The organism is Micromonospora sp. I033, assembly GCF_053890995.1.
The window spans coordinates 1-19,882 of the sequence record NZ_JBSSLX010000024.1; the positions used below are offsets into that span (position 1 = coordinate 1).

19 protein-coding genes and 3 tRNA genes are annotated in these 19,882 nt (G+C 74.1%); 8 read left to right on the forward strand and 14 right to left on the reverse strand.

Going from position 1 to position 19,882, the window contains the following annotated elements; all coding sequences use genetic code 11:
- Positions 1–415: 415 nt before the first annotated feature.
- From ACW0Q9_RS06805 to ACW0Q9_RS06820, 4 genes are all read right to left on the reverse strand, one after another.
- Positions 416–491 (reverse strand) — tRNA-Glu (locus ACW0Q9_RS06805).
- 171 nt (positions 492–662) lie between these two features.
- A tRNA-Glu gene (locus ACW0Q9_RS06810) sits at positions 663–735 on the reverse strand.
- 142 nt (positions 736–877) lie between these two features.
- Positions 878–949: transfer RNA gene (locus ACW0Q9_RS06815), tRNA-Gln, on the reverse strand.
- Between the two features lie 106 nt (positions 950–1,055).
- Entirely contained in the window at positions 1,056–1,859 is an 804-nt protein-coding gene (locus ACW0Q9_RS06820; protein ID WP_154225113.1) for a fumarylacetoacetate hydrolase family protein, read from the reverse strand.
- A 170-nt stretch (positions 1,860–2,029) separates the two neighbouring features.
- Here ACW0Q9_RS06820 and ACW0Q9_RS06825 point away from each other — a divergent pair, with 170 nt between their 5' ends.
- Positions 2,030–3,421: a hypothetical protein gene (locus ACW0Q9_RS06825; protein WP_456179079.1), complete on the forward strand. Its 1,392-nt coding sequence runs from the start codon at positions 2,030–2,032 to the stop codon at positions 3,419–3,421.
- Positions 3,422–3,455: 34 nt separating this feature from the next.
- Entirely contained in the window at positions 3,456–4,340 is an 885-nt protein-coding gene (locus ACW0Q9_RS06830) for a 3-methyladenine DNA glycosylase (protein WP_456179080.1), read from the forward strand.
- A gap of 26 nt (positions 4,341–4,366) precedes the next feature.
- On the opposite strand, the gene ACW0Q9_RS06835 is transcribed toward ACW0Q9_RS06830, so the two are convergent.
- Positions 4,367–4,942 carry a GNAT family N-acetyltransferase gene (locus tag ACW0Q9_RS06835; protein WP_456179081.1) on the reverse strand — a complete coding sequence of 192 codons (576 nt, stop codon included), beginning with the start codon at positions 4,940–4,942 and terminating at the stop codon, positions 4,367–4,369.
- A 122-nt stretch (positions 4,943–5,064) separates the two neighbouring features.
- On the opposite strand from ACW0Q9_RS06835, the gene ACW0Q9_RS06840 reads away from it, so the two are divergent.
- Positions 5,065–7,494 carry a low temperature requirement protein A gene (locus ACW0Q9_RS06840; protein WP_456179082.1) on the forward strand — a complete coding sequence of 810 codons (2,430 nt, stop codon included), beginning with the start codon at positions 5,065–5,067 and terminating at the stop codon, positions 7,492–7,494.
- 11 nt (positions 7,495–7,505) lie between these two features.
- On the opposite strand, the gene arfB is transcribed toward ACW0Q9_RS06840, so the two are convergent.
- The 7 genes from arfB to ACW0Q9_RS06875 all read right to left on the reverse strand — a co-directional run bounded on the left by arfB (position 7,506) and on the right by ACW0Q9_RS06875 (position 13,008).
- Positions 7,506–7,931 carry an alternative ribosome rescue aminoacyl-tRNA hydrolase ArfB gene (gene arfB / locus ACW0Q9_RS06845; protein ID WP_148427041.1) on the reverse strand — a complete coding sequence of 142 codons (426 nt, stop codon included), beginning with the start codon at positions 7,929–7,931 and terminating at the stop codon, positions 7,506–7,508.
- Between the two features lie 9 nt (positions 7,932–7,940).
- Positions 7,941–8,249, reverse strand: a complete 309-nt coding sequence (locus ACW0Q9_RS06850; protein ID WP_456179083.1) for a hypothetical protein — start codon at positions 8,247–8,249, stop codon at positions 7,941–7,943.
- A 125-nt stretch (positions 8,250–8,374) separates the two neighbouring features.
- Positions 8,375–9,235 carry a S1C family serine protease gene (locus tag ACW0Q9_RS06855; RefSeq protein WP_456179084.1) on the reverse strand — a complete coding sequence of 287 codons (861 nt, stop codon included), beginning with the start codon at positions 9,233–9,235 and terminating at the stop codon, positions 8,375–8,377.
- Between the two features lie 46 nt (positions 9,236–9,281).
- Positions 9,282–10,241: a VWA domain-containing protein gene (locus ACW0Q9_RS06860; RefSeq protein WP_456179085.1), complete on the reverse strand. Its 960-nt coding sequence runs from the start codon at positions 10,239–10,241 to the stop codon at positions 9,282–9,284.
- On the reverse strand, positions 10,238–11,230 hold the full coding sequence (locus tag ACW0Q9_RS06865; protein ID WP_456179086.1) for a DUF58 domain-containing protein: 993 nt from the start codon (positions 11,228–11,230) through the stop codon (positions 10,238–10,240). Before ACW0Q9_RS06865 ends, ACW0Q9_RS06860 begins: the two co-directional genes overlap by 4 nt.
- Positions 11,227–12,276 (reverse strand): AAA family ATPase, encoded by a 1,050-nt coding sequence (locus ACW0Q9_RS06870; RefSeq protein WP_456179087.1) that lies wholly within the window; start codon positions 12,274–12,276, stop codon positions 11,227–11,229. Before ACW0Q9_RS06870 ends, ACW0Q9_RS06865 begins: the two co-directional genes overlap by 4 nt.
- Before the next feature lie 195 nt (positions 12,277–12,471).
- The gene (locus ACW0Q9_RS06875) at positions 12,472–13,008 is read right to left on the reverse strand and encodes a hypothetical protein (RefSeq protein WP_456179088.1); all 537 of its coding nucleotides are present in this window, start codon (positions 13,006–13,008) and stop codon (positions 12,472–12,474) included.
- A gap of 366 nt (positions 13,009–13,374) precedes the next feature.
- Here ACW0Q9_RS06875 and ACW0Q9_RS06880 point away from each other — a divergent pair, with 366 nt between their 5' ends.
- The gene (locus ACW0Q9_RS06880; protein WP_456179109.1) at positions 13,375–14,358 is read left to right on the forward strand and encodes an endonuclease/exonuclease/phosphatase family protein; all 984 of its coding nucleotides are present in this window, start codon (positions 13,375–13,377) and stop codon (positions 14,356–14,358) included.
- 7 nt (positions 14,359–14,365) lie between these two features.
- On the opposite strand, the gene cimA is transcribed toward ACW0Q9_RS06880, so the two are convergent.
- Complete coding sequence (gene cimA / locus ACW0Q9_RS06885; protein ID WP_456179089.1) at positions 14,366–15,946, reverse strand: citramalate synthase; 1,581 nt, start codon at positions 15,944–15,946, stop codon at positions 14,366–14,368.
- A gap of 309 nt (positions 15,947–16,255) precedes the next feature.
- Here cimA and ACW0Q9_RS06890 point away from each other — a divergent pair, with 309 nt between their 5' ends.
- The 4 genes from ACW0Q9_RS06890 (at position 16,256) to ACW0Q9_RS06905 (ending at position 18,693) form a co-directional block, all read left to right on the forward strand.
- The gene (locus ACW0Q9_RS06890) at positions 16,256–16,816 is read left to right on the forward strand and encodes a peroxiredoxin (protein WP_456179090.1); all 561 of its coding nucleotides are present in this window, start codon (positions 16,256–16,258) and stop codon (positions 16,814–16,816) included.
- Between the two features lie 2 nt (positions 16,817–16,818).
- Entirely contained in the window at positions 16,819–17,349 is a 531-nt protein-coding gene (locus ACW0Q9_RS06895; protein WP_456179091.1) for a carboxymuconolactone decarboxylase family protein, read from the forward strand.
- A gap of 89 nt (positions 17,350–17,438) precedes the next feature.
- Entirely contained in the window at positions 17,439–17,897 is a 459-nt protein-coding gene (locus tag ACW0Q9_RS06900) for a PRC-barrel domain-containing protein (protein WP_313722641.1), read from the forward strand.
- A 58-nt stretch (positions 17,898–17,955) separates the two neighbouring features.
- Positions 17,956–18,693 carry a tyrosine-protein phosphatase gene (locus tag ACW0Q9_RS06905; protein ID WP_456179092.1) on the forward strand — a complete coding sequence of 246 codons (738 nt, stop codon included), beginning with the start codon at positions 17,956–17,958 and terminating at the stop codon, positions 18,691–18,693.
- 70 nt (positions 18,694–18,763) lie between these two features.
- Here the strand turns inward: ACW0Q9_RS06905 and ACW0Q9_RS06910 are convergent, their stop codons facing one another.
- A complete protein-coding gene (locus ACW0Q9_RS06910) occupies positions 18,764–19,861 on the reverse strand; it encodes a branched-chain amino acid aminotransferase (protein WP_212837618.1) in 1,098 nt (365 codons plus the stop codon).
- Between the last annotated feature and the right edge of the window lie 21 nt (positions 19,862–19,882).

Here is a 19,882-nt window from a genome sequence, read left to right on the forward strand (position 1 = left end):
AACTTCTTGGTCAACACGCAGCCCGGGGTCACGGTGCGCGTGAGTGGAACGTCATGGAGGTCAAACGGCGCCGGTGACCTCCATGGCGTTCCACCGACGGCGGGGCTTCGCGTCGTCAGGAGCGTGTGTCCGCCTGCCTCCGCCGGCCGCCCGCGCGGCGCATCCGGCCCCGTGTCCCGGCAGGGTGCGCCGGAGGGCGAGAAGCCGCTGGGCCTGGACCCTGCCCAGGTCGTCGCCACGAGCCGCAAATGCGCCGCCGGTGTGCGGCAGAGGGCCCACGGCCGGCCGGCGCCCCTGAACGGCGAACAGCAGCCGGGACAGAGGGCGCGCGGCGCCGCCGGGCGCCGGGAACGGAGAACAGCGGCCGGGAACGGTGAACGGCCCGGCTCGCGGGAGCGAGACGGGCCGTTCGGTGTGGTAGCCCCGACCGGATTCGAACCGGCGCTACCGCCTTGAGAGGGCGGCGTCCTGGGCCGCTAGACGACGGGGCCAGGCACTTTTCCTGCTTCACCGCCCTGACGAGCGGTGCGGCAGTAGTCTAGCGGCACCACCGCCGGCCCCCGACGAGGGGGTCGGCCAGCGAACGAAGCGGTGCGGCAGACGAGACAGCGGCAGGAAACGAAACAGCCCGCCCCACGAGGTGGGACGGGCCGTGCGCACTGTAGCCCCGACCGGATTCGAACCGGCGCTACCGCCTTGAGAGGGCGGCGTCCTGGGCCGCTAGACGACGGGGCCAGAACTTCGTGCTTCCGCGCCCTCGCGGGCGGGAAGCTGCACTCTATCAGAGATCATCTGCCGCCTCCCTCGCGAGGAGGGGAGGCGGAGCGGAACTCCGCCAGAATCCAGCGTCCGGGATTCTCGCGAATCCGCGGCTGCGCTGGGGTACCAGGACTCGAACCTAGACTAACTGAACCAGAATCAGTCGGGCTGCCAATTACCCCATACCCCATTGGCCCCTTGCGGCGCCAGGAACGAACTTTACCCTCCCGGTGCCGACAGGCCAAATCCAACCCCTCGAACCGCCCCTGAACTGCGGAAACGAGGCGTCGGACGCATCAGGCGACCGGCACCACCGGGTTGGTGAGTTCGCCGATCCCCTCGATCCGCACGGTGACCGTATCCCCGTCGGTGAGCGGACTAACCCCGGCCGGCGTGCCGGTCAGCACCACGTCACCGGGGAGCAACGTCATGACGTGGGAGATGTACGACACCAGGGCCGGCACGTCGAAGACCATGTCCTTGGTCCGGCCGAGCTGGCGTACCTCCATCTCCTCCGGGTTGCGGCCCACCTCACAGCGGACCTCCAGGTCGGAGACGTCCAGCCCGGTGGTGATCCAGGGTCCGATGGGGCAGAACGAGTCGAAGCCCTTGGCCCGGGTCCACTGCCCGTCGGAGCGCTGGAGGTCGCGCGCCGTGACGTCGTTGGCGCAGGTGTAGCCGAAGATGGCCCGCTCGGCGGCGGCCCGGTCGGCCCGGCGGGCGCCCGGCGCGCCGATCACCACGGCCAGCTCGGCCTCGTGCTCGACCTGCTTGGAGAAGATCGGCAGCCGGATGGCGTCCCGGGGGCCGATCACCGAGGTGGACGGCTTGAGGAAGAGCAGGGGTTCCTTGGGCACCTCGCTGCCGTGCTCGGCGGCGTGTTCGGCGTAGTTGCGGCCGACGCAGACCACCTTGCTCGGCAGGATCGGCGAGAGCAGCCGGACGTCGGAGAGCGCCCAGCGGGCGCCGGAGAACTGGATCTGCCCGAACGGGTGGCCCTCGATCTCGGCGATGGTCAGGCCCTGCGGCCCGGCCTCCGGCTCGCCCTCGACGACCCCGAACGACATTCCCTTGGCATGAGCGAAACGAGCGATACGCACCCGGCCAATCTATCCCCGGCGACCGGCCGGGCCACGCCGGACGCGGCCACCGGCTCCGCCCGGGCGGCGCGCCAGGGTACGCCGGCCCGCGCCGGCCGGGGCGGGATTGCGGACTTCGTACCCGCCCGGCGGGCCCGGGCCCATAGCTTCGGGGCCGGAGGTTCGTTCGTATGCCTGCATCGAGACGACACCACAGGACCCTGGCAGTGCTCGTGAACTGCCTCGGCATCATCGCCGCCGTGCCGGCGCTGCCCGCGGCGGCGCCCCGGGCGGCGGCCGCGCCCGCGCAACCGGCGGCTCCGCCGGCCGCGGCCGCGCAGGCCACCCCGATCCCGACCGGGATGCCCGCGGCGCCACCGGCGGTGCCGACCACCAAGCCGGCGCCGATCCAGCTGAGCACGCCACCGGTCACCGTGGCGGTGGCGGCGGCCGGCACCCCGGCGCCGGGATACCGGATCCAGGTCCGCAACGCCGGACCCACACCGGTCGAGACGACCGTCCGGCAGGAGCTGCCGGTCGGGTCCCGGGCCACCGCGGTGACCGGCGGCGGCCGGGCCACCCGACCGATCGGGTCGGCCACGGCCAACGAGGTGACCTGGCGGCTGCGGCTGCCGGCGCGGAGCACCACCACGCTGAACACCGCGCTCAGCGGGGCCGCCGCGGGCCGGCCGGTGACCGCGCCCACCTGCGCGTACGGCACCGACGGCACCCGCCCGTACGACTGCGCCACGGCGACCTGGACGGGGCCCACGGTCCCGGCGGCGAGGGTCAGCGCGGCCCCGGCCTGGCAGCGCCCGCCGGTGCTGCTGGCCGCGCTGGCCGCGCTCCTGGTCGTCACCGGCGGCGTGCTGTGGTGGGCGTGGCGGCGCCGGCGGTCCGGCCCGGACCGGGCGGCCACCGGCACCCCGTCCGGCCCGACCCGGCTCGCCGCCGGGGTCCCGCCGGTCGCGGGCGGGGTGGGCGGCCCGGCGGACCGCGGCACGGTCTACCCGCGACCGGCCATGCCCGCCACCGCCGGACGACGCCGCCGGCCGCCGATCTGGGCGGTGGTCGGGGTCGCGGCCGCGGTGCTGGCCGGCGTGGTCGGCGCGGCGGCGTGGACGGCCACCCAGCGGGTCGCCGCCATGGACACCACCAAGCAGCCGACCAGCGGCGCCTGGGTGGGCACCAGCGTCACCGGCGCGCTCGGCGTACCGCTGCGCGAGACCGCGTTCGAGTTCACCGTCTACCGGCTGGCCTGCGGCGCGGGGACGCTCCCCGCGTCACCGTCCGGCGGCCGGCAGTGCCTGGCCACGGTGGGGGTGCGCAACCTCACGCCCGGCGAGCAGACCTGGCACGGGCAGTTGCAGCGGGCGTACCTGCCCGGGGGCAACTGGGTGGCCACCGACGAGAGCGCCACCCGGGTGGCCAATCTCGGCCGGGACGTCTTCGCCCAGCCGGTCGCCGCGGGCTCCCGGGTGCTGCTGCCGCTGGTGTTCACGGTGCACGGCGACGACCCGCCGAAGCAGTTGGAGCTGCGCAGCGGGGTCTTCTCCGCCGGGGTGCGGGTGGACGTGCGCTGACCGGTGGCGGGGCGGCGGTCGTACCCTGGGGTCCGTGACCGCCGCCCTCGCCCCCGCCACCGCGCTCGACGCGGCCGACTGGCAGGCCCGGCGTCGCGCCCACGAGGAGCGGGTGGACGCCTGGCTGGCGCCGCACCTGGCCCGCCGCCGCTCCGGGGTGAAGCATCCCGTCGAGGACTTCCTCTTCACCTACTACTCGCACCGCCCGGCCCAGCTGCGCCGCTGGCACCCGGGAGCCGGGGTGGTGCTGCGCGACGCGGACCCGGCCGAATTCGGCCGGGACTACCATGCCACCGCCGCCGGGGTCACCCTCGACACCGCGGGGGTACGCGAGCGCCGCGCCGAGTCGATCTCCTGGATCCGCACGCTGCTGGCGGCCACCGCCGGCCGCCCGGCCCACTTCGGCTGCTTCGGGATGCACGAGTGGGCGATGGTCTACCGGCAGACCCAGGACGAGGTGCGGCACAACGCCTGGCCGTTGCGGCTCAGCCCGGCGGCCACCGCCGCGGTGGTCGAGGAGCGCGGCGTGCGGTGCAGTCACTTCGACGCGTTCCGGTTCTTCACCGCGCCGGCCCGGCCGCTCAACGTGCTCAACCCGACGCGGGAGAGCCAGCACGCGCTGGAGCAGCCGGGCTGCCTGCACGCCAACATGGACCTCTACAAGTGGGCGTACAAGCTCTCTCCGCTGGTGCCGTCGGAGCTGGTGGGGGACGCCTTCGCGCTGGCCCGGGAGATCCGCACGCTGGACATGCGGGCCAGCCCCTACGACCTGGCCGACCTCGGTCACCCGCCGGTGCCGGTGGAGACCCCAGAGGGCCGGGCCGAGTACGCCGCCGCCCAGCGGGGCTTCGCCGAGCGGGCCGCCGGACTGCGAGCCCGGCTGCTGGCCGCCCTCGATGTGGCGGACCGGCCCGGCTGACCGGCCGGACGGCGGGCGAGGCGGACTCAGCCGGCCGGGTGGCCCCGGTGCGCGGCCCACTCCTCGGCCAGGAGCGACATCACGGTGGCGTCCACCCAGCCGTCGCCGTCGCGGAGCACCTGCCGCAGCGTGCCCTCGGCCACGAAACCCACCTTCTCGTAGGCCCGGCGGGCACGCGGGTTGAAGGCGAACACCTCCAGCCCGATCCGGTGCAGGCCGAGCTGCTCGAAGCCGTACCCGACGACGAGCCGGACCGCCTCGGTGCCGAGGCCCCGGTCCCGCCCGGCGGGGCCGATGAGGGTGCGGAAGTTGCAGCTGTCGTTGTGCCGGTCCCACTCGTTGAGGACGACCTCGCCGACGCAGGCGCCGGTCGCCCGGTCCACCACGGCCAGGTCGAGCCGGTCGGGCTGGCTGTTGCGGGTGCCGTACCAGGCCCGCAGCCGGGCCGGTTCGAGCCCTTCCCCGGGCGGGCTGCCGGTGAGCCGGGCCACCTCCGGGTCGGCCAGGATCGCCTCGAAGGCCGCGAGGTCGTCGTCGACGAACGGACGCAGCAGGACCCGCTCGCCGGTGAGGGTGGGTTTCACGGAGAAGTCGCTCGGCACGCGGCGCATTCTGGGCGACGGCGCGGCCGGCCCTCAAACCGTTTTCCGGCGCACCGGGCCGGCCGCCGGGTGATTGGGACCGATCTCCGGTCGGGGCCCGGCCCGGTTGGCAGAGTGAGGTGGTGGGCGGCGGCGTCGGTCGGATCCAGCTGGCCGGCGACGCGGGCGGCGTCAGCCGGCTGGAACTCTTCCTCGACCTGATCTTCGTCTTCGCGTTCCTCAACGTCACCGGGGTGACCGCCGAGCAGCTCAACCCGGCCGGGCTGCCGCGCGGCCTGCTGCTGCTCGTGCTGCTCTGGTGGTGCTGGGCGCCGTTCGCCTGGCTGGGCAGCATCGTCCGGCTGGACCGCGGGGTCATGCCGGTGGTGATGTTCGGGCTCAGCGCCACCCTGTTCGTGATGGGCCTGACGGTGCGGGAGGCATTCCTCGACCGCCCCGGCGGCCTCTCCGGGCCGGTGGTCTTCGCTCTCGGCTACCTGGTCGTGCGCGGCACCGCGCTGACCGTCGCCGCGCTGGCCACCGCCGGGGAGCTGGGACCCCGCCGGGTGGCGCTGCGGGCCTGGCCGCCGGCGCTGGCCGGCGCGCTGTTCCTGCTCGCCGCCGCGGTGGCCCCGGGCCACGTGCCGGACGGCGCGGCCGGGGAGTGGGTCCGCTTCGCGCTGGTGGGCTGCGCAATCGTCGCCGAGTACGGCGGGGCGCTCCTGGTCGGCGCGGACCGGTGGCGGATCGGCTCGATCCCGTACTGGGCGGAGCGGCACGGCCTGATCATCCTGATCGGGTTCGGCGAGACGATCATCTCGGTGGGGTTGAGCCAGGGGGTGGCGACGGCGCAGCCGCTGACCCCGGAGGTGCTGGTCGGGGCGCTGCTCGGGGTGGCGCTGGCCGGCGCGCTGTGGTGGACGTACTTCGACGTGGCCCGGTTCGCGGCCGAGCAGGCGCTGGAGCGGGCCGGGCCGGGGCGCGGGCGGCTCGGCCGGGACGCGTACAGCTTCCTGCACCTGCCGATGATGACCGGGCTGATCCTGGTGGCGCTCGGCCTGAAGAAGGCGCTCGGCGAGCTGCAGGTGCACCACGACGGGGCGAGCCCGCTGCTCGGGCTGCTGGTGCTCTACGGCGGGGTGGTGCTCTACCTGCTGGGCCTGGTGCTGTTCGAGGTGCGGACGCTGCGCCTCCTGGGCCGGTCCCCGGTGCTCGGCATCGTGCTGGTGCTCGGGCTGGCGCCGATCGCCCCGCACGTGTCCGTGCTGGCCGAGCTGGCGCTGCTGGCCGCGGCGGTGGGTGCGACCGCGCTGGCCGACGTGACCGTGTTCCGGCGCCGGCACCGGCGGCTGCACGCACGGATCGGCCCGACCGAGGAGCACGCCGGGGTCACCCCGAAGGAGCTCTTCTTCGACCTCGTCTTCGTCTACGCGTTCCTCCAGGTGGCCGCGCTGATGGCCGACGACCCGACGTGGCGCGGCCTGGCGCGCGGGCTGCTGGTGCTCGTCGTGCTCTGGCAGGCGTGGTGCGCGTACACCTGGCTGGCGGCCGAGGTCCGCTCGGAGCGGCCGGTGGTCCGCCTGGTCATGGTGCTGGTGGTCGCGCTCACCGCGGTGATCACGCTGGCCAGCCCGCAGGCGATCGACGACTCGCGCGGCGGCCTGCCCGGGCCGCTGGTCTTCGTCGCCTGCTACGCGGCCATCCGGCTGCTGCACCTGGCCTCGTTCGGGCTGGTGGCGTTACGGAACCCGGGCGCGCGGATGCCGCCGCTGCGGGCCGCCGCGCCGACCCTGGTCGCGCTCGGCCTGATGCTGGTCGCCGCGCTGCTGCCGCTGCCGGTCGGCGACGTGCGGCAGTTCTCCCCGGCCCGGGTCGCGCTGTGGCTGCTCGCCATCGCGGTCGACGTGGTCGGGAACGCCCGGGTGGGCCTGCGCCACCTCAGGGTGCGCTCGGCGGAGCACTGGGCCGACCGGTACAGCCTGATCATCATCATCGGGCTCGGCGAGGCGGTGATCTCGATGGGCAGCGCCGTGGTCTACACGCCGATCTCGGCCCGGATCGTGGTGGCGGCCTTCCTCGGCACCGCCCTGCTGGCCGCTCTGTGGTGGGCCTACTTCGGGTGGGACAGCACCGAGGGGGAACGGGTGCTGGCCGCCGTCGACCTCGGCACCCGCACCCGGCTGGCCCGCGACGCGTACACCTGGCTGCACCTGCCGATGCTGGCCGGGATCGTGCTGGTCTCGCTCGGCCTGCGCAAGACCATGTCGGTGCTGGGCAGCCGGGGCTTCTTCGAGTTCGGGCCGCCGCCGTATCCGCTGGCGCACGCCGCGCTCTTCGGCGGGGTGCTGCTCTACCTGCTGGGCGTGCAGGCGTTCCGGTGGCGGACGACCGGTCGCCGGCGACCGGCCCGGCTGGTGCAGGCGCTGGTCGTGGCGGCGCTGCTGCCGCTGACGACGGGGCTGTCGGCCCTGCTCGCGCTGGGCCTGCTGGCCGCGGTCTGCCTGGCCTTCACCGGGTTCGAGGTGCGCCGTGGCCACGAACGGGCCGCCGCGCGCCCGGTGCCGTCACGCTGACCGGCGGGCGGTCAGTCGCCGTCCACCCGGCGGTCGCGCTTGCGCTGGGACTGCCGCTTCTTCTCGGCCAGCCGGCGCTCCTTCGCGGCCCGGGACGGGCGGGTGGGGCGGCGCGGCTTCGGCGGCGGCGCGACCGCCTCGCGGAGCAGGGCGGCCATCCGCTCGCGGGCCGCCTCCCGGTTGGCCAGCTGCGCCCGGTGCTCGCTGGCCGCCACGGTCAGCACCCCGTCGACCAGCCGGCCGGCGAGCCGGTCCAGGGCGCGGGCGCGCAGCGGCTCGGGCACGCTCGGCGATCCGGCCAGGTCGAAGCTCAGCTCCACCCGCGAGTCGGTGGTGTTGACCCCCTGGCCACCCGGCCCGGACGAGCGGGAGAAGCGTTCCCGCAGCTCCGCGTCGGGGAGCACGAGCCGGTCGGTCACCCGCAGTCCGTCGTCCACGCCCCGAGGCTAACGCCCGGGAGGGTGACCCGGTGTGGCGGTCACCGTCGGCGTCGGGGTGGGCGCGGGGCCGGCCCGTTCGTCGTCCGACCCGGCCGCCGCGTACGCCGCCGCACCGACCAGCAGCAGCGCGATCACACCGATCTTGGTGACCACCGCGCGGATCGCCATCCAGGCGGTACGCCGGGCGCCCGGCACGCTGGTCCGGATGGTCTGGTAGTCCTTCCAACCCCGCTGCGCGCGGGCGTACGCCGCGCCGACACCGGCGCCGATGATCAGGCCCACCAGGAGGAGGGCCGCGATGACAGCTTGCTCCACCCACGCCAGTATCCATACTCAGCGTAATATTTCCATGGCCCGATGGTCCCACGCCGGATATCCGACAGTTCCCCCGCCGGGCGGCCCGTACGGCACGCCCGGCGGGGGTCAGGACGCCGGGCCGGTCAGCCGCCCCGGCCGATGATGGTGTCGGCGGTCTGCTGGACCTGGTCGATCGGGATGGCGAACCCGATGCCGATCGAGCCGTTGCCGTCGATGGTGGCGATGGCCGTGTTCACCCCGACCACCTCGCCCCGCGCGTTGACCAGCGGCCCACCCGAGTTGCCCGGGTTGATGGAGGCGTCGGTCTGCACCGCGCTGTGCCGGCCGTTGCCGATCCGTACCTGCCGGTTGAGCGCACTGACGATACCGGCGGTGACGGTGCCGGCCAGGCCGAGCGGGGAGCCGACGGCGAGCACCGGCTCGCCCACCCGGGTGGAGTTCGGCTTGGCCAGCGGCAGCGCCGACAGCCGGGCCTCGGCCGGCACCTTCAGCACCGCCAGGTCGCTGCCCGGCTCCCGTCCCACCACCTCGGCGGTGAACCGGCGCCCGTCGGACGTCTCCACCGTCACCGGTCCGGAGCCGCCCCGGGCCAGGATGTGGTCGTTGGTCACGATGTGCTGCTCGTTGTCGATGGCGAAGCCGGAGCCGGTGGCCGACGCGCCGGACGTCCCGCCGACCATCACCGAGACCACCCCGGGAACCGTCTTCTCGGCGGCGGTGACCAGCTCCGCCGGCACCGCGGCGGCGGAGGCCGCCGCCGGGCCGGGCGCGTCCCGGTCGGCCGCCCAGGTGCCGGCCGCCGCCCCGGAGAGGGTGGAGAGGGCCACCACCGCCGCCGCGCTCATCAGCCGGCCGCGCCAGCCCCGCCGCGCCGCGTCCCGCGCGGACCCGGGCCCGTCCCAGCGCCCCCGTCCGTCCGGGTCCAGCTCCGGCGAGACGAACCACGGGCCGCGCGGTTCGCCGAGTCCGGTCTGCACTGCCATACCTGGGCTCCTCACGTGTCGTGCGTCGTCCGGTCGTCGGTGCGGGTCAGGGCAGCCGGGAGAACCACCGCAGCGATCCGGCGGCGGCCCCCATGGCGAGGACCAGCCCGAGTCCGATGAAGCGGGCCGAGATGTCCTGCCGTTCCTTGCGGTAGCCCACCGAGGTGCCGATGTCCTCGTAGACGGCGCGCAGCTCGGCGCTGGTGGACGCCTCGTGGAAGCCGCCCCCGGTCTCGTCGGCGACCGCCTTGAGGGTCTGCCCGTCGACCGGCACCTGGATCGCCCGCCCACCCCGGTCCACCGAGCCGGACGGCGTGCCGAACGAGATGGTGTGCACCGGCACCTTGGCCGCCACGGCCTGCCCGGCCGCCTCCATCGGATCCATCCCGGAGGTGTTCGCGCCGTCGGAGAGGACGATGATCCGCGCCGGCGGCGGGTCCTTGGCGGCCTTGGCGTCCAGGCTCTTCACCGCGCCCAGCGAGGTGCTGATCGCCTCCCCGATGGCGGTGCCCTGCACCCCGGTGATCCCCTCGGCGAGCCGCTCGACCCCCTCGTCCAGGGCCTCCCGGTCGGTGCTCGGCGGAACCAGCACCGCCGCGCTGCCGGCGAACGCGACGAGCCCCACGTTGAACTCGTCCGGCAGTCCGTCGACGAACCGGCGGGCGGCCTCCTTGGCGGCGGTCAGCCGGTCCGGGTCGACGTCGCCGGCCAGCATCGACGTGGAGACGTCCACCGCCACCATCACGGTGGCCCGTTCCCGGGGCACCTGCACCTCGGCGTTGGGCCGGGCGAAACCGACCACCAGCAGCGCGAGCATGGCGAGGAAGAGTCCCGCCGGTACGTGCCGGCGCCAGGCCGGCCGCTGCGGGGCGACCCGGTCCAGCAGCCGCAGGTTGGTGAAGCGGACCGCGTACCGGCTCTGCCGGCGCTGTATCACCAGGTAGCCGACGACCAGCGCGGCGACGCCGAGCAGGAGCCAGAGGCGGGCGGGCGACTGCCAGGTCACGCCGCACCTCCCCGGGCCACGGCGGGCGCGGCGGCCAGCCGGCGCTGGGCGTGCACGTGCCGGACGATGTCCGCGCTCCAGTCCCGGTCGGTGCGCAGCGGCAGGTGCGTCGCCCCGGACCGGCGCAGCGCGTGGCGGACCTGGTCGCGCTGGGCCGCGGCGGCCTGCGCGAACCGCTCACGCAGCGCCGCGTCACCGGTCCACACCTCGCGGTGCCGGCCGGTCTCCGGGTCGACCAGCGTGACCAGCCCGACGTCGGGCAGCTCCAGCTCGCGCGGGTCGGTCACCTCGACGGCCAGCACCTGGTGCCGGACCGCCAGCCGGCGCAGCACGGCCTCCCAGGCCGGGGCGGCGTCCGGATCGTCGGGCAGCCCGTCGAGGAAGTCGGAGACGACCACCACCAGCCCGCGCCGGGTGGCCACCCGCTGGAGCCCGTCCAGCCCGTCGGCCAGGGTCGGCGGGGGCGTCTCCCGGCACCCGTCGGTGCGGGGCGCGCCCAGCAGGGCGCGGAGCAGCCCGAGCAGGTGGGTACGCCCGCCCCGGGCCGGGAACCGGCGCACCCCGTCCGGGGCGAGCACCTGGCCGCCGAGGCGGTTGCCGACGCCGGCGGTGAGGAAGCCGACCGCCGCCACCGCGGCCACCGCCAGCTCCCGTTTGTCCAGGGTGGCCGTGCCGTACTCCATGCTGGGGCTGGCGTCGACCAGCAGCCAGGTGGTCAGCTCCCGGTCCGCGTCGACCTCGCGTACGTGCGGGACGGTGGTCCGGGCGGTCACCGCCCAGTCCATCCGGCGTACCTCGTCCTCGCCGGGGCGGTACTCCCGGCTGCCGGCCGCCTCGCTGCCGGGCCCGGGCAGCAGGCCGCGGTACTGGCCGTGCAGCAGCCCGTCGAGCCGCCGGGTGACGGTCAGTTCCAGGCGGCGCAGCCGCTGGTCGGGGGCGAGGTCGGCCAGCCCGGGCTCGGGCAGGGTGGGTGCCTCCCGGCGCCTCATGCCGCCGCCAGGTCGGGCGCCGCCTCCGGGTGCCCGGTGACCACCCGGGGTGGCGGCACCGCCTCGACCAGCCGGCGGACCAGCGCCTCGGCGGAAACCCCGTCGGCCACCGCGTCGAAGGAGAGCACCAGCCGGTGGGCGAGCACGTCCACCGCCAGGTCCCGGACGTCCTCCGGGAGCACGTAGTCCCGGCCGTGGATCATCGCCTGCGCCCGGGCCGCCGCCACCAGGCCGAGGGTGGCCCGGGGACTGGCCCCGTACGCCAGCAGCGGCGCGAGCTCGGACAGCCCGAACCGCCCCGGGTCCCGGGTGGCGAGGATGAGCCGGACCACGTACTCGGCGAGCGCGTGGTGGACGAAGACCGTGCCGGCACGGCGTTGGAGCTCGCGCAGCCGGGCCGGGTCGAGCACCGGGCGCGCGGTCGGCCGCTCGGTGCTCATCCGGTAGAGGATGGCCAGCTCGTCGGCGTCGCTCGGGTAGTCGACGACGACCTTCATGAGGAAGCGGTCGCGCTGCGCCTCGGGGAGCTGGTAGACCCCCTCCGACTCGATCGGGTTCTGGGTGGCCAGCACCAGGAACGGGTCGGGGACCGGCCAGCTCCGGCCGCCGATGGAGACCTGCCGCTCGGCCATCGCCTCGAGCAGCGCCGACTGCACCTTGGCCGGGGCCCGGTTGATCTCGTCGGCGAGCACCAGGTTCGCCATGATCGGGCCCAGCTCCACGTCGAACGCCTCCGTGGAGGCCCGGTAGATGCGGGTGCCGACGATGTCCGAGGGGACCAGGTCGGGGGTGAACTGGATGCGGGAAAAGGTGCCGCCGACCACGGTGGCGAGGGTCTGCGCCGCGAGGGTCTTGGCCACCCCCGGCACGCCCTCGAGCAGGCAGTGACCGTCGGCGATCAGGGCGGTGAGCAGGCGTTCGACGAGGCGATCCTGCCCGACGATCACGCGTTTGACCTCGAAGAGGGTCTGTTCCAGCTCGACGCCGCTCGCGTCGGCATCGACCGGGCTGGGCACGCTGGCCAGGGTGTCCGAGATGTCCGTCACGGTGCTTGCTTCCCGTGCCGGCGTACGGACAAACGTCGGATTATCGGCCCCTCGGCGGCCCATCCGGGCCCGGACCGGGACGACTCCCCCGGCCGGTCCGCAACGACGCGAGCCGGGGCGCGGCGGGGCGGACCGGGCCGGGCGACGGCAGCCGGCCCCCGCGCGGGGCGGGAACCGGCTGCCGCGCGGCGGGGATCAGTTGGCGATGAGCAGGTGGAACGGCCGATCCGCGTACCCGCCGCCGGAGTTGCGGGTCTGGACGAAGACCGCGTTCGGGATCAGGTAGCGGGGCGCCACCGAGACCTCGCCCGCGGGCGGGACGTTCGCCGCGTCGTTGGTGCCGATCGTGGCGTGCAGGCCCTTGAGGTTGACGGCGTAGTCGAGCGTCACCTGGTACTGGCCGGCGTACTGGCCCTGCCCCGGCGCGAACTTCTTGGCGCTCACGACGTTCGGGGAGTGCTGGAGCAGGGTCCCGTTGGCACTGATCACCGCCCAGGCGACCAGCCCGGGCGTCGGCGCGGCGAGGGTGGCCCGCAGCGCGGACTTCGCCGCCCGGCTCTCGGCGGCCGTCACCGGCGGCTGGTGGCCGGGCTGCCGGGCACCGGCCTGCCCGACCTCGGCCGGGGCCTTCGCCGCCGGGCGGGCGGCGGCCGCGATGCCCCCGCCGGCCAGGGTGAGGGACAGCGCGGCGAGGGCCACCACCGTCGCCTTGCGCTTGAGGAATGTGGCCATGGCAGATCTCCCTTTGTGTGACCGTGGTGATACGGCCGGCCCGCGTTGCGGAGCGGGACGGATGGATACGGCACGGGAGCCAGGCGCAGGGACAATTGCGGACCATCGGGGATCCACGTCGTCAGCGCACCGTGTATGTCGAGTTGCACCTGGCTCTGAGCTGCGGTTACTACGGAGAGTCGCGACGTCTCAACCAGGTGGAACCTAACATCGGAAAATGCGGACGGTCAATAGCTCACATTCCCTCGGCCGCATTCGAGAATTGCTTCCGAAAATTGTGAGAAGCGAAGGTGTGACCATTCACGAAATGGCTTCGCGGGTCATCGCCCGGCCCGGCCGGCAGGTAGCGTGACGGCCGTGATCACGATGATTCGGCCGGCGCGGGCCGGCACCCGGGCCGGCCGGTTCGCCACGGTCGCCTGCTGGCTGGCCGTCGCGCCGGTGGCCGCCTGGGCCGTGCTCCGGCTGGGCGGACTGGAACGGGGGCCGCTGGTGCAGGCGGTCGCCTTCACGCCGTACGTCGCCGCCGCCGCGCCGGCCACGGTGGCGCTGGCGCTCGCCCTGCGGCGCCGCGCGCCCGCGGTGGTCGCGACCCTCGCCGCCCTGGCGCTGCTCGGCGCCGTGGCGCCGCGCGCCGTCCCGGACGGCCGGCCCGCGGTGGACGGACCCGTGCTCCGGCTGCTCACCGCCAACCTGCTCAAGGGCGACGCCGACCCGGCGCGCCTGGTCGAGCTGGTCCGGGCGCACCGGGTGGACGTGCTGACCGTGCAGGAGTTCACCCCGCAGATCGCCGCCGAGCTGGACCGGCTCGGGCTGGCCACCCTGCTGCCCTACCGGTCGCTGCACCCCGAGGTCGGCACGACCGGCTCCGGGCTCTACGCGCGACACCCGCTCAGCGGAACTGGCCACCGGCGCAACCAGGGCTTCTTCTTCACCCAGGCCTACGGCACGGTGGCCGTGCCGGGTGCCCCACCGCTGCGGGTGGAGTCGGCGCACCCGGCCGCCCCGTACGCCGTCGAGGTGGTCCCGGACTGGTGGACCGACCTGCGGGCGCAACCGCCGGCCACCCCCGGCGGCGGGTTGAGCGTCCTGGCCGGCGACTTCAACGCCACCCTCGACCACGCGCCGCTGCGCGACCTCATCGACACCGGCTACGTCGACGCCGCCGACGCGGCCGGCGCCGGCCTGCCCGGCACGTGGGGTCCCTACGACGGCGATCCGATCCCGCCGGTCACCATCGACCACGTGCTGGTCGACCGGCGCATCGCGGTCCGCGCGGTCAGCGTGTACGCCGTGCCGGGCAGCGACCACCGCGCCGTGCTGGCCGAGCTGCGGCTGCCCACTGGGTGAACCGGCGTCAGACCCGGGCCCGGTCCAGGCCGTAGGTGAGGGCGTCGACCAGGGCGTGCCAGCTCGCCTCCACCACGTTGGGGTGGACGCCGACCGTGGTCCAGTCGCGGCCGGCCCCGGCGGTCTCCACCAGCACCCGGGTCACCGCGCCGGTGCCGTGGCTGCCCTCCAGGATCCGGACCTTGTAGTCGGCCAGCTCGAACTCGCGCAGCTCCGGGTAGTGCCGGGCGAGGGCCACCCGCAGCGCCTCGTCGAGCGCGTTGACCGGGCCGTTCCCCTCGGCGGTGGCGATGACGCGCTCGCCGCGTACCCGGATCTTGACGGTGGCCTCGGAGACCACGGCGCCGTCCTCGCGGTGCTCGACCAGCACCCGGTAGGACTCCAGCGCGAACGGCCGGGCCGGCGCGGCGTCCGGCAGCTCGGAGCGGACCAGCAGCTCGAAGGAGGCGTCGGCGGCCTCGAACGACCAGCCGCCGGCCTCCAGCTCCTTGACCCGGCTGGTCACCTTGGACAGCGCGTCCGGATGGCCGGCCAGGTCCAGGCCCAGCTCACGGCTCTTGAGCTCGACGCTGGCCCGGCCGGCCATCTCGGTCACCAGGATCCGCATGTCGTTGCCCACCACCGAGGGATCCACGTGGTTGTAGAGCAACGGGTCGACCTTGATCGCGCTCGCGTGCAGCCCCGCCTTGTGGGCGAAGGCGGCGGCCCCGACGTACGCCTGGTGGGTGTCGGGGGCGATGTTGGCGATCTCGGCGATGGCGTGCGAGACCCGCACCATCTGTTCCAGGCAGCCCTCCGGTAGGACGGGCATGCCGAGCTTGAGCTGGAGGTTGGCCACGATCGCGAAGAGGTCGGCGTTGCCGGGGCGCTCGCCGTAGCCGTTGGCGGTGCCCTGCACGTGCCGGACGCCGGCCTCGACGGCGGCGATCGTGTTGGCCACCGCGCAGGCGGTGTCGTTCTGGGCGTGCATGCCGAGCCGCTCCGGTGCGATCCCGGTGCGCGCCGTGAGGTCGGTGATCGCGGCGGTGACCTGGGAGGGCAGCATCCCGCCGTTGGTGTCGCAGAGGACGAACCGCTCGGCCCCGGCGGCGAGCGCGGTCTCCGCCACCGCGGCCGTGTACGCCGGGTCGTACCGGTAGCCGTCGTAGAAGTGCTCGCCGTCGACGAAGACGCGCCGCCCCTGCGCCACCAGGTAGGCGACCGTGTCGCGGATCATCGCCAGGTTCTCCTCGGCGGTGGTGCGCAGCGCCCGCTCGACGTGCCGCAGGTCCGCCTTGGCGACCAGCGCCACGGCCGGGGTCTGCGCGTCGAGCAGCCCGCGCACCTGCGGGTCGTCCTCGACGGCCACGCCGGCCTTGCGGGTCGCCCCGAACGCGACCAGGATCGCGTGCCGCAGCTCCAGCTCCGTGCGGGCCCGGCGGAAGAACTCGGTGTCCTTCGGCACCGCGCCCGGCCAGCCGCCCTCGATGAAGCCGACCCCGAGGTCGTCGAGCAGGCGGGCCACCGCCAGCTTGTCGACCACCGAGTAGCTGAGCCCCTCGCGCTGGGCGCCGTCGCGCAGCGTCGTGTCGTACACCTGGAAGGTCATGGGAGTCCTCTTCTCGAACCTGCGGGGAGCAACAAAAAGACCCCCCGCGGATGCGGGAGGTCTGCGCGCTCGGCGAGGGGGAAGGCCGGCGCGCTAGCTGCCAATAATCAGGACGGAGCTGGTCACGTTCCGTACTCTGCCACCCCGCTCCGGGTTTTGGGAGGAGAAACCCACATCGCGGGACGGCCCGGTGATCGACTTAACACGGCGCCCTGCCCGGCGTGGGACGGGAACCGGGCTGCGGAAGCATCTGGAACAGATCCAGTTACCGGCCTGGCGTCGTTGCCCGGCCGCCGTCAAGGAGGACCCGTGCTCACTGTCGGTGACCGCTTCCCCGAGTACGAACTCACCGCCTGCGTCTCGCTCGACGCCGACAAGGCGTTCGAGACGATCAACCACAAGACCTACGAGGGCAAGTGGCGCGTCGTCTTCTTCTGGCCGAAGGACTTCACCTTCATCTGCCCGACGGAGATCGCCGAGTTCGGCCGCCTCAACGGCGAGTTCGCCGACCGGGACGCCCAGGTGCTCGGCGTCTCCGTGGACAACGAGTTCGTCCACTACGCCTGGCGCAAGGACCACCCGGACCTGCGCGAGCTGCCCTTCCCGATGCTCAGCGACATCAAGCGTGAGCTGACCGCCGACTGCGGCGTGCTCGGCGAGGACGGCGTCGCCCAGCGGGCCACCTTCATCGTCGACCCGGACAACGAGATCCAGTTCGCCATGGTGACCGCCGGCTCGGTCGGCCGGAACGTCTCCGAGGTGCTGCGGGTGCTCGACGCCCTCCAGACCGACGAGCTCTGCCCGTGCAACTGGAACAAGGGCGGCGCCACCCTGGACGCCAGCGCGCTGCTCGCCGGGGCCGGGGCCTGACCATGGGACTGGACGCGGTCAAGGCGGCGCTGCCCGAGTACGCCAGGGACATCAAGCTCAACCTCGGCTCCACCATCGCCACCTCGACGCTGAAGCCGGAGCAGGCCTGGGGCACCGCCCTGGCCTGCGCGGTGGCGGCCCGCAACGCGACGGTGCTGCGGGAGATCGCCGCCGAGGCGGCCGGTCACCTCACGCCCGAGGCGGTCGAGGCGGCCAAGGGCGCGGCCACCATCATGGCGATGAACAACATCTACTACCGGGCCAAGCACCTGATCGGCGACGAGCAGTACCAGTCGATCCCGGCCCGACTGCGGATGCAGATCATCGCCCGGCCGGGCGTCGAGAAGGTCGACTTCGAGCTCTGGTGCCTCGCCGTCTCGGCGATCACCGGCTGCGGCGTCTGCCTGGAGTCGCACGAGAAGACCCTGCGCGCCGCCGGGTTCAGCCGCGACCAGGTGCACGAGGGGCTGCGGATCGCCGGGGTCGTGCACGCCGCCGCGGTGGCCCTGGACGCGGAGGCCGCGCTGGCCTGAGCCGGTCCGGTGTATCGATCTCCGTATCCGGGTAGGAAGGGATCCGACAGGCACATCCCCCAAAAGTCGAGAAAGGGAGTGTTGACGCCATGGAGCGGCTCGACCCTCGAACGACCCACGGGACGCCGGATCCGCTGACCCAGGGTGGTCAGGGCGCCTTCGCGGGCGGCGCGCCCGCCGGGCGTTTCGATCCGTGGAGCTACCGGGACGACGCCGGGGTGACCGGTGTCGACCTGGTCGGCTACAAGGTCGAGGCGAGTGACGGCGGTATCGGCAAGGTGGACCGGGCCAGCCACGAGGTGAACTCCAGTTTCCTCGTGGTGGACACCGGTCCGTGGATCTTCGGCAAGAAGGTCATGCTGCCGGCCGGCACCGTCAACCACGTCGACCACGACGAGCGGAAGGTCTACGTCGACCGGAGCAAGGACCAGATCAAGGCCGCGCCCGAGTACGACGAGGCCACCGACACGGACCCGGCGTACCGGGACAAGCTCGGCGGTTACTACGACGACACCTACTCGTCGATCCCGCCGGGCACGGCCCGGTAACGGAGAACCCTGTAACCAGCGGCCGGCGGGGCACATCGTGGCCCCGCCGGCCGTTACCGTGTCAGGGGTGGACGCCCCGGAGACCCCCTTCCCCGCGCTGTTCAACTTCCGCGACGTCGGCGGCTACCGCAACCGGGACGGGCGCACCGTCCGGCACCGCCGGCTCTACCGCTCCGACTCCCTGCACCGCATCGACCAGACCGACCGGGCCGCGTTCACCGCGCTCGGCATCCGCACCGTCATCGACCTGCGCCGCCCCACCGAGGTGGCGCGGGACGGTCGGGTGCCGGCCTACGACGGGCTCACCTACCGGCACATCCACCCCGAGCACCGGGACTGGGCCGAGCAGATGTTCACCCCCGGCACCGACCTGGCCCGCTACCTCGCCGACCGGTACGCCGACCTGGCCCGCACCGGCACCGCCGGGCTGGCCGAGGCGGTCGGCCTGATCGCCGACAGCGCCAACGCGCCGGTGGTGGTGCACTGCGTCGCCGGCAAGGACCGCACCGGCATCGTCTGCGGGCTCACCCTGGCCGTGCTCGGCGTGCCCGACGAGGACGTGGCCGCCGACTACGCGCTCAGCACCGCCGCGTCCGAGCGGTTCAGCGCCTGGGTCCGGGCCACCGTGCCGGACGCCGAGGAGCCCCCACCGCCGTTCCTCGCCTCCCCCGCCGAGGCGATGCTGCTCTTCCTCACCGAACTGCGCGAGGGCTACGGCTCCGTCGAGGGCTACCTTCAGCACGCCGGCGTGACCGAGGAACAACTCAAGGCCCTCCGCACCCACCTCCTGACCTGACCCGCGCGGGAAACGCGCACGGCCGGCGCCGTCGCGGGGGACGGGGCCGGCCGTGCGGGACGGGCGGAGGTCAGAGGACCCGGGAGACCCAGCCGTGCCGGTCCTCGGCGCGGCCGCGCTGGATGTCGACCAGCTTCTGCCGCAGCGCCATGGTGGAGCGGCCCGGCTCGCCGCCGCCGATCAGGAACTCCCCGTCCGGGAAGCGCACCCCGCCGATCGGGGTGATCACCGCGGCGGTGCCGCAGGCGAACACCTCACGCAGGCGCCCGCTGGCCGCGTCGGCCTGCCAGTCGGCGAAGCTGACCGGCCGCTCCTCGACCCGGTGCCCCGACTCGGCGGCCAGGGTGAGGATCGCGTCGCGGGTGATGCCCGGCAGGATGGTGCCGGTCAGCGGCGGGGTGACCAGGGTGTCGTCGTCGTAGACGAAGAACACGTTCATGCCGCCCAGCTCGTCGACGAAGCGCCGCTCCACCGCGTCCAGGAAGACCACCTGGTCGCAGCCGGCCTCGATGGCCTCGGCCTGGGCGGCCAGCGAGGCGGCGTAGTTGCCGCCGCACTTGGCCGCGCCGGTGCCGCCGGGCGCCGCCCGCGTGTAGTCCGGCGAGACCCAGACCGTCACGGGCTTGACCCCGCCGGCGAAGTACGCCCCGGCGGGCGAGGCGATCACGCAGTAGAGGTATTCGTTGGCCGGGCGGACGCCGAGGAAGACCTCGCTGGCGAACATGAACGGGCGCAGGTAGAGGCTGGCGTCCTCGTGCTCCGGGATCCAGTCCTGGTCGATCTCGACCAGCCGGCGCAGCGACTCGACGAACGTCTCCGCCGGCAGCTCCGGCATGGCCAGCCGGTGCGCGGAGGCGACGAAGCGGGCCGCGTTGGCCTCCGGCCGGAACATGGTCACCGACCCGTCCCCGGTCCGGTACGCCTTCAGCCCCTCGAAGATCTCCTGTGCGTAGTGCAGGACCGCGGCGGCCGGGTCCATCGGGATCGGCGCGCGCGCCTCCACCCGGGCGTCGTACCAGCCCTTGCCCTCGGCGTACCGGATGGTCACCATGTGGTCGGTGAACACCCGGCCGAAGCCCGGGTTCGCCAGCAGGGCGGCCCGGTCGGCGGCGGATACCGGCGCGGGATTCGGACGGATCTCGAAATCGAGCTTGTCACCACCGCTCATCGCGCTGACCTCCCTGCGGGT

Excerpts from the sequence above, each read along its gene's own strand:
- ACW0Q9_RS06825 (WP_456179079.1), top strand. The coding sequence starts at position 2,030 with ATGCCTGCATCGAGACGACACCACAGGACCCTGGCAGTGCTCGTGAAC.
- ACW0Q9_RS06855 (WP_456179084.1), bottom strand. The coding sequence starts at position 9,235 with ATGGCAGTGCAGACCGGACTCGGCGAACCGCGCGGCCCGTGGTTCGTC.
- ACW0Q9_RS06865 (WP_456179086.1), bottom strand. The coding sequence starts at position 11,230 with ATGAGGCGCCGGGAGGCACCCACCCTGCCCGAGCCCGGGCTGGCCGAC.
- ACW0Q9_RS06875 (WP_456179088.1), bottom strand. The coding sequence starts at position 13,008 with ATGGCCACATTCCTCAAGCGCAAGGCGACGGTGGTGGCCCTCGCCGCG.
- ACW0Q9_RS06880 (WP_456179109.1), top strand. The coding sequence starts at position 13,375 with ATGATTCGGCCGGCGCGGGCCGGCACCCGGGCCGGCCGGTTCGCCACG.
- cimA (WP_456179089.1), bottom strand. The coding sequence starts at position 15,946 with ATGACCTTCCAGGTGTACGACACGACGCTGCGCGACGGCGCCCAGCGC.
- ACW0Q9_RS06895 (WP_456179091.1), top strand. The coding sequence starts at position 16,819 with ATGGGACTGGACGCGGTCAAGGCGGCGCTGCCCGAGTACGCCAGGGAC.
- ACW0Q9_RS06900 (WP_313722641.1), top strand. The coding sequence starts at position 17,439 with ATGGAGCGGCTCGACCCTCGAACGACCCACGGGACGCCGGATCCGCTG.
- ACW0Q9_RS06910 (WP_212837618.1), bottom strand. The coding sequence starts at position 19,861 with ATGAGCGGTGGTGACAAGCTCGATTTCGAGATCCGTCCGAATCCCGCG.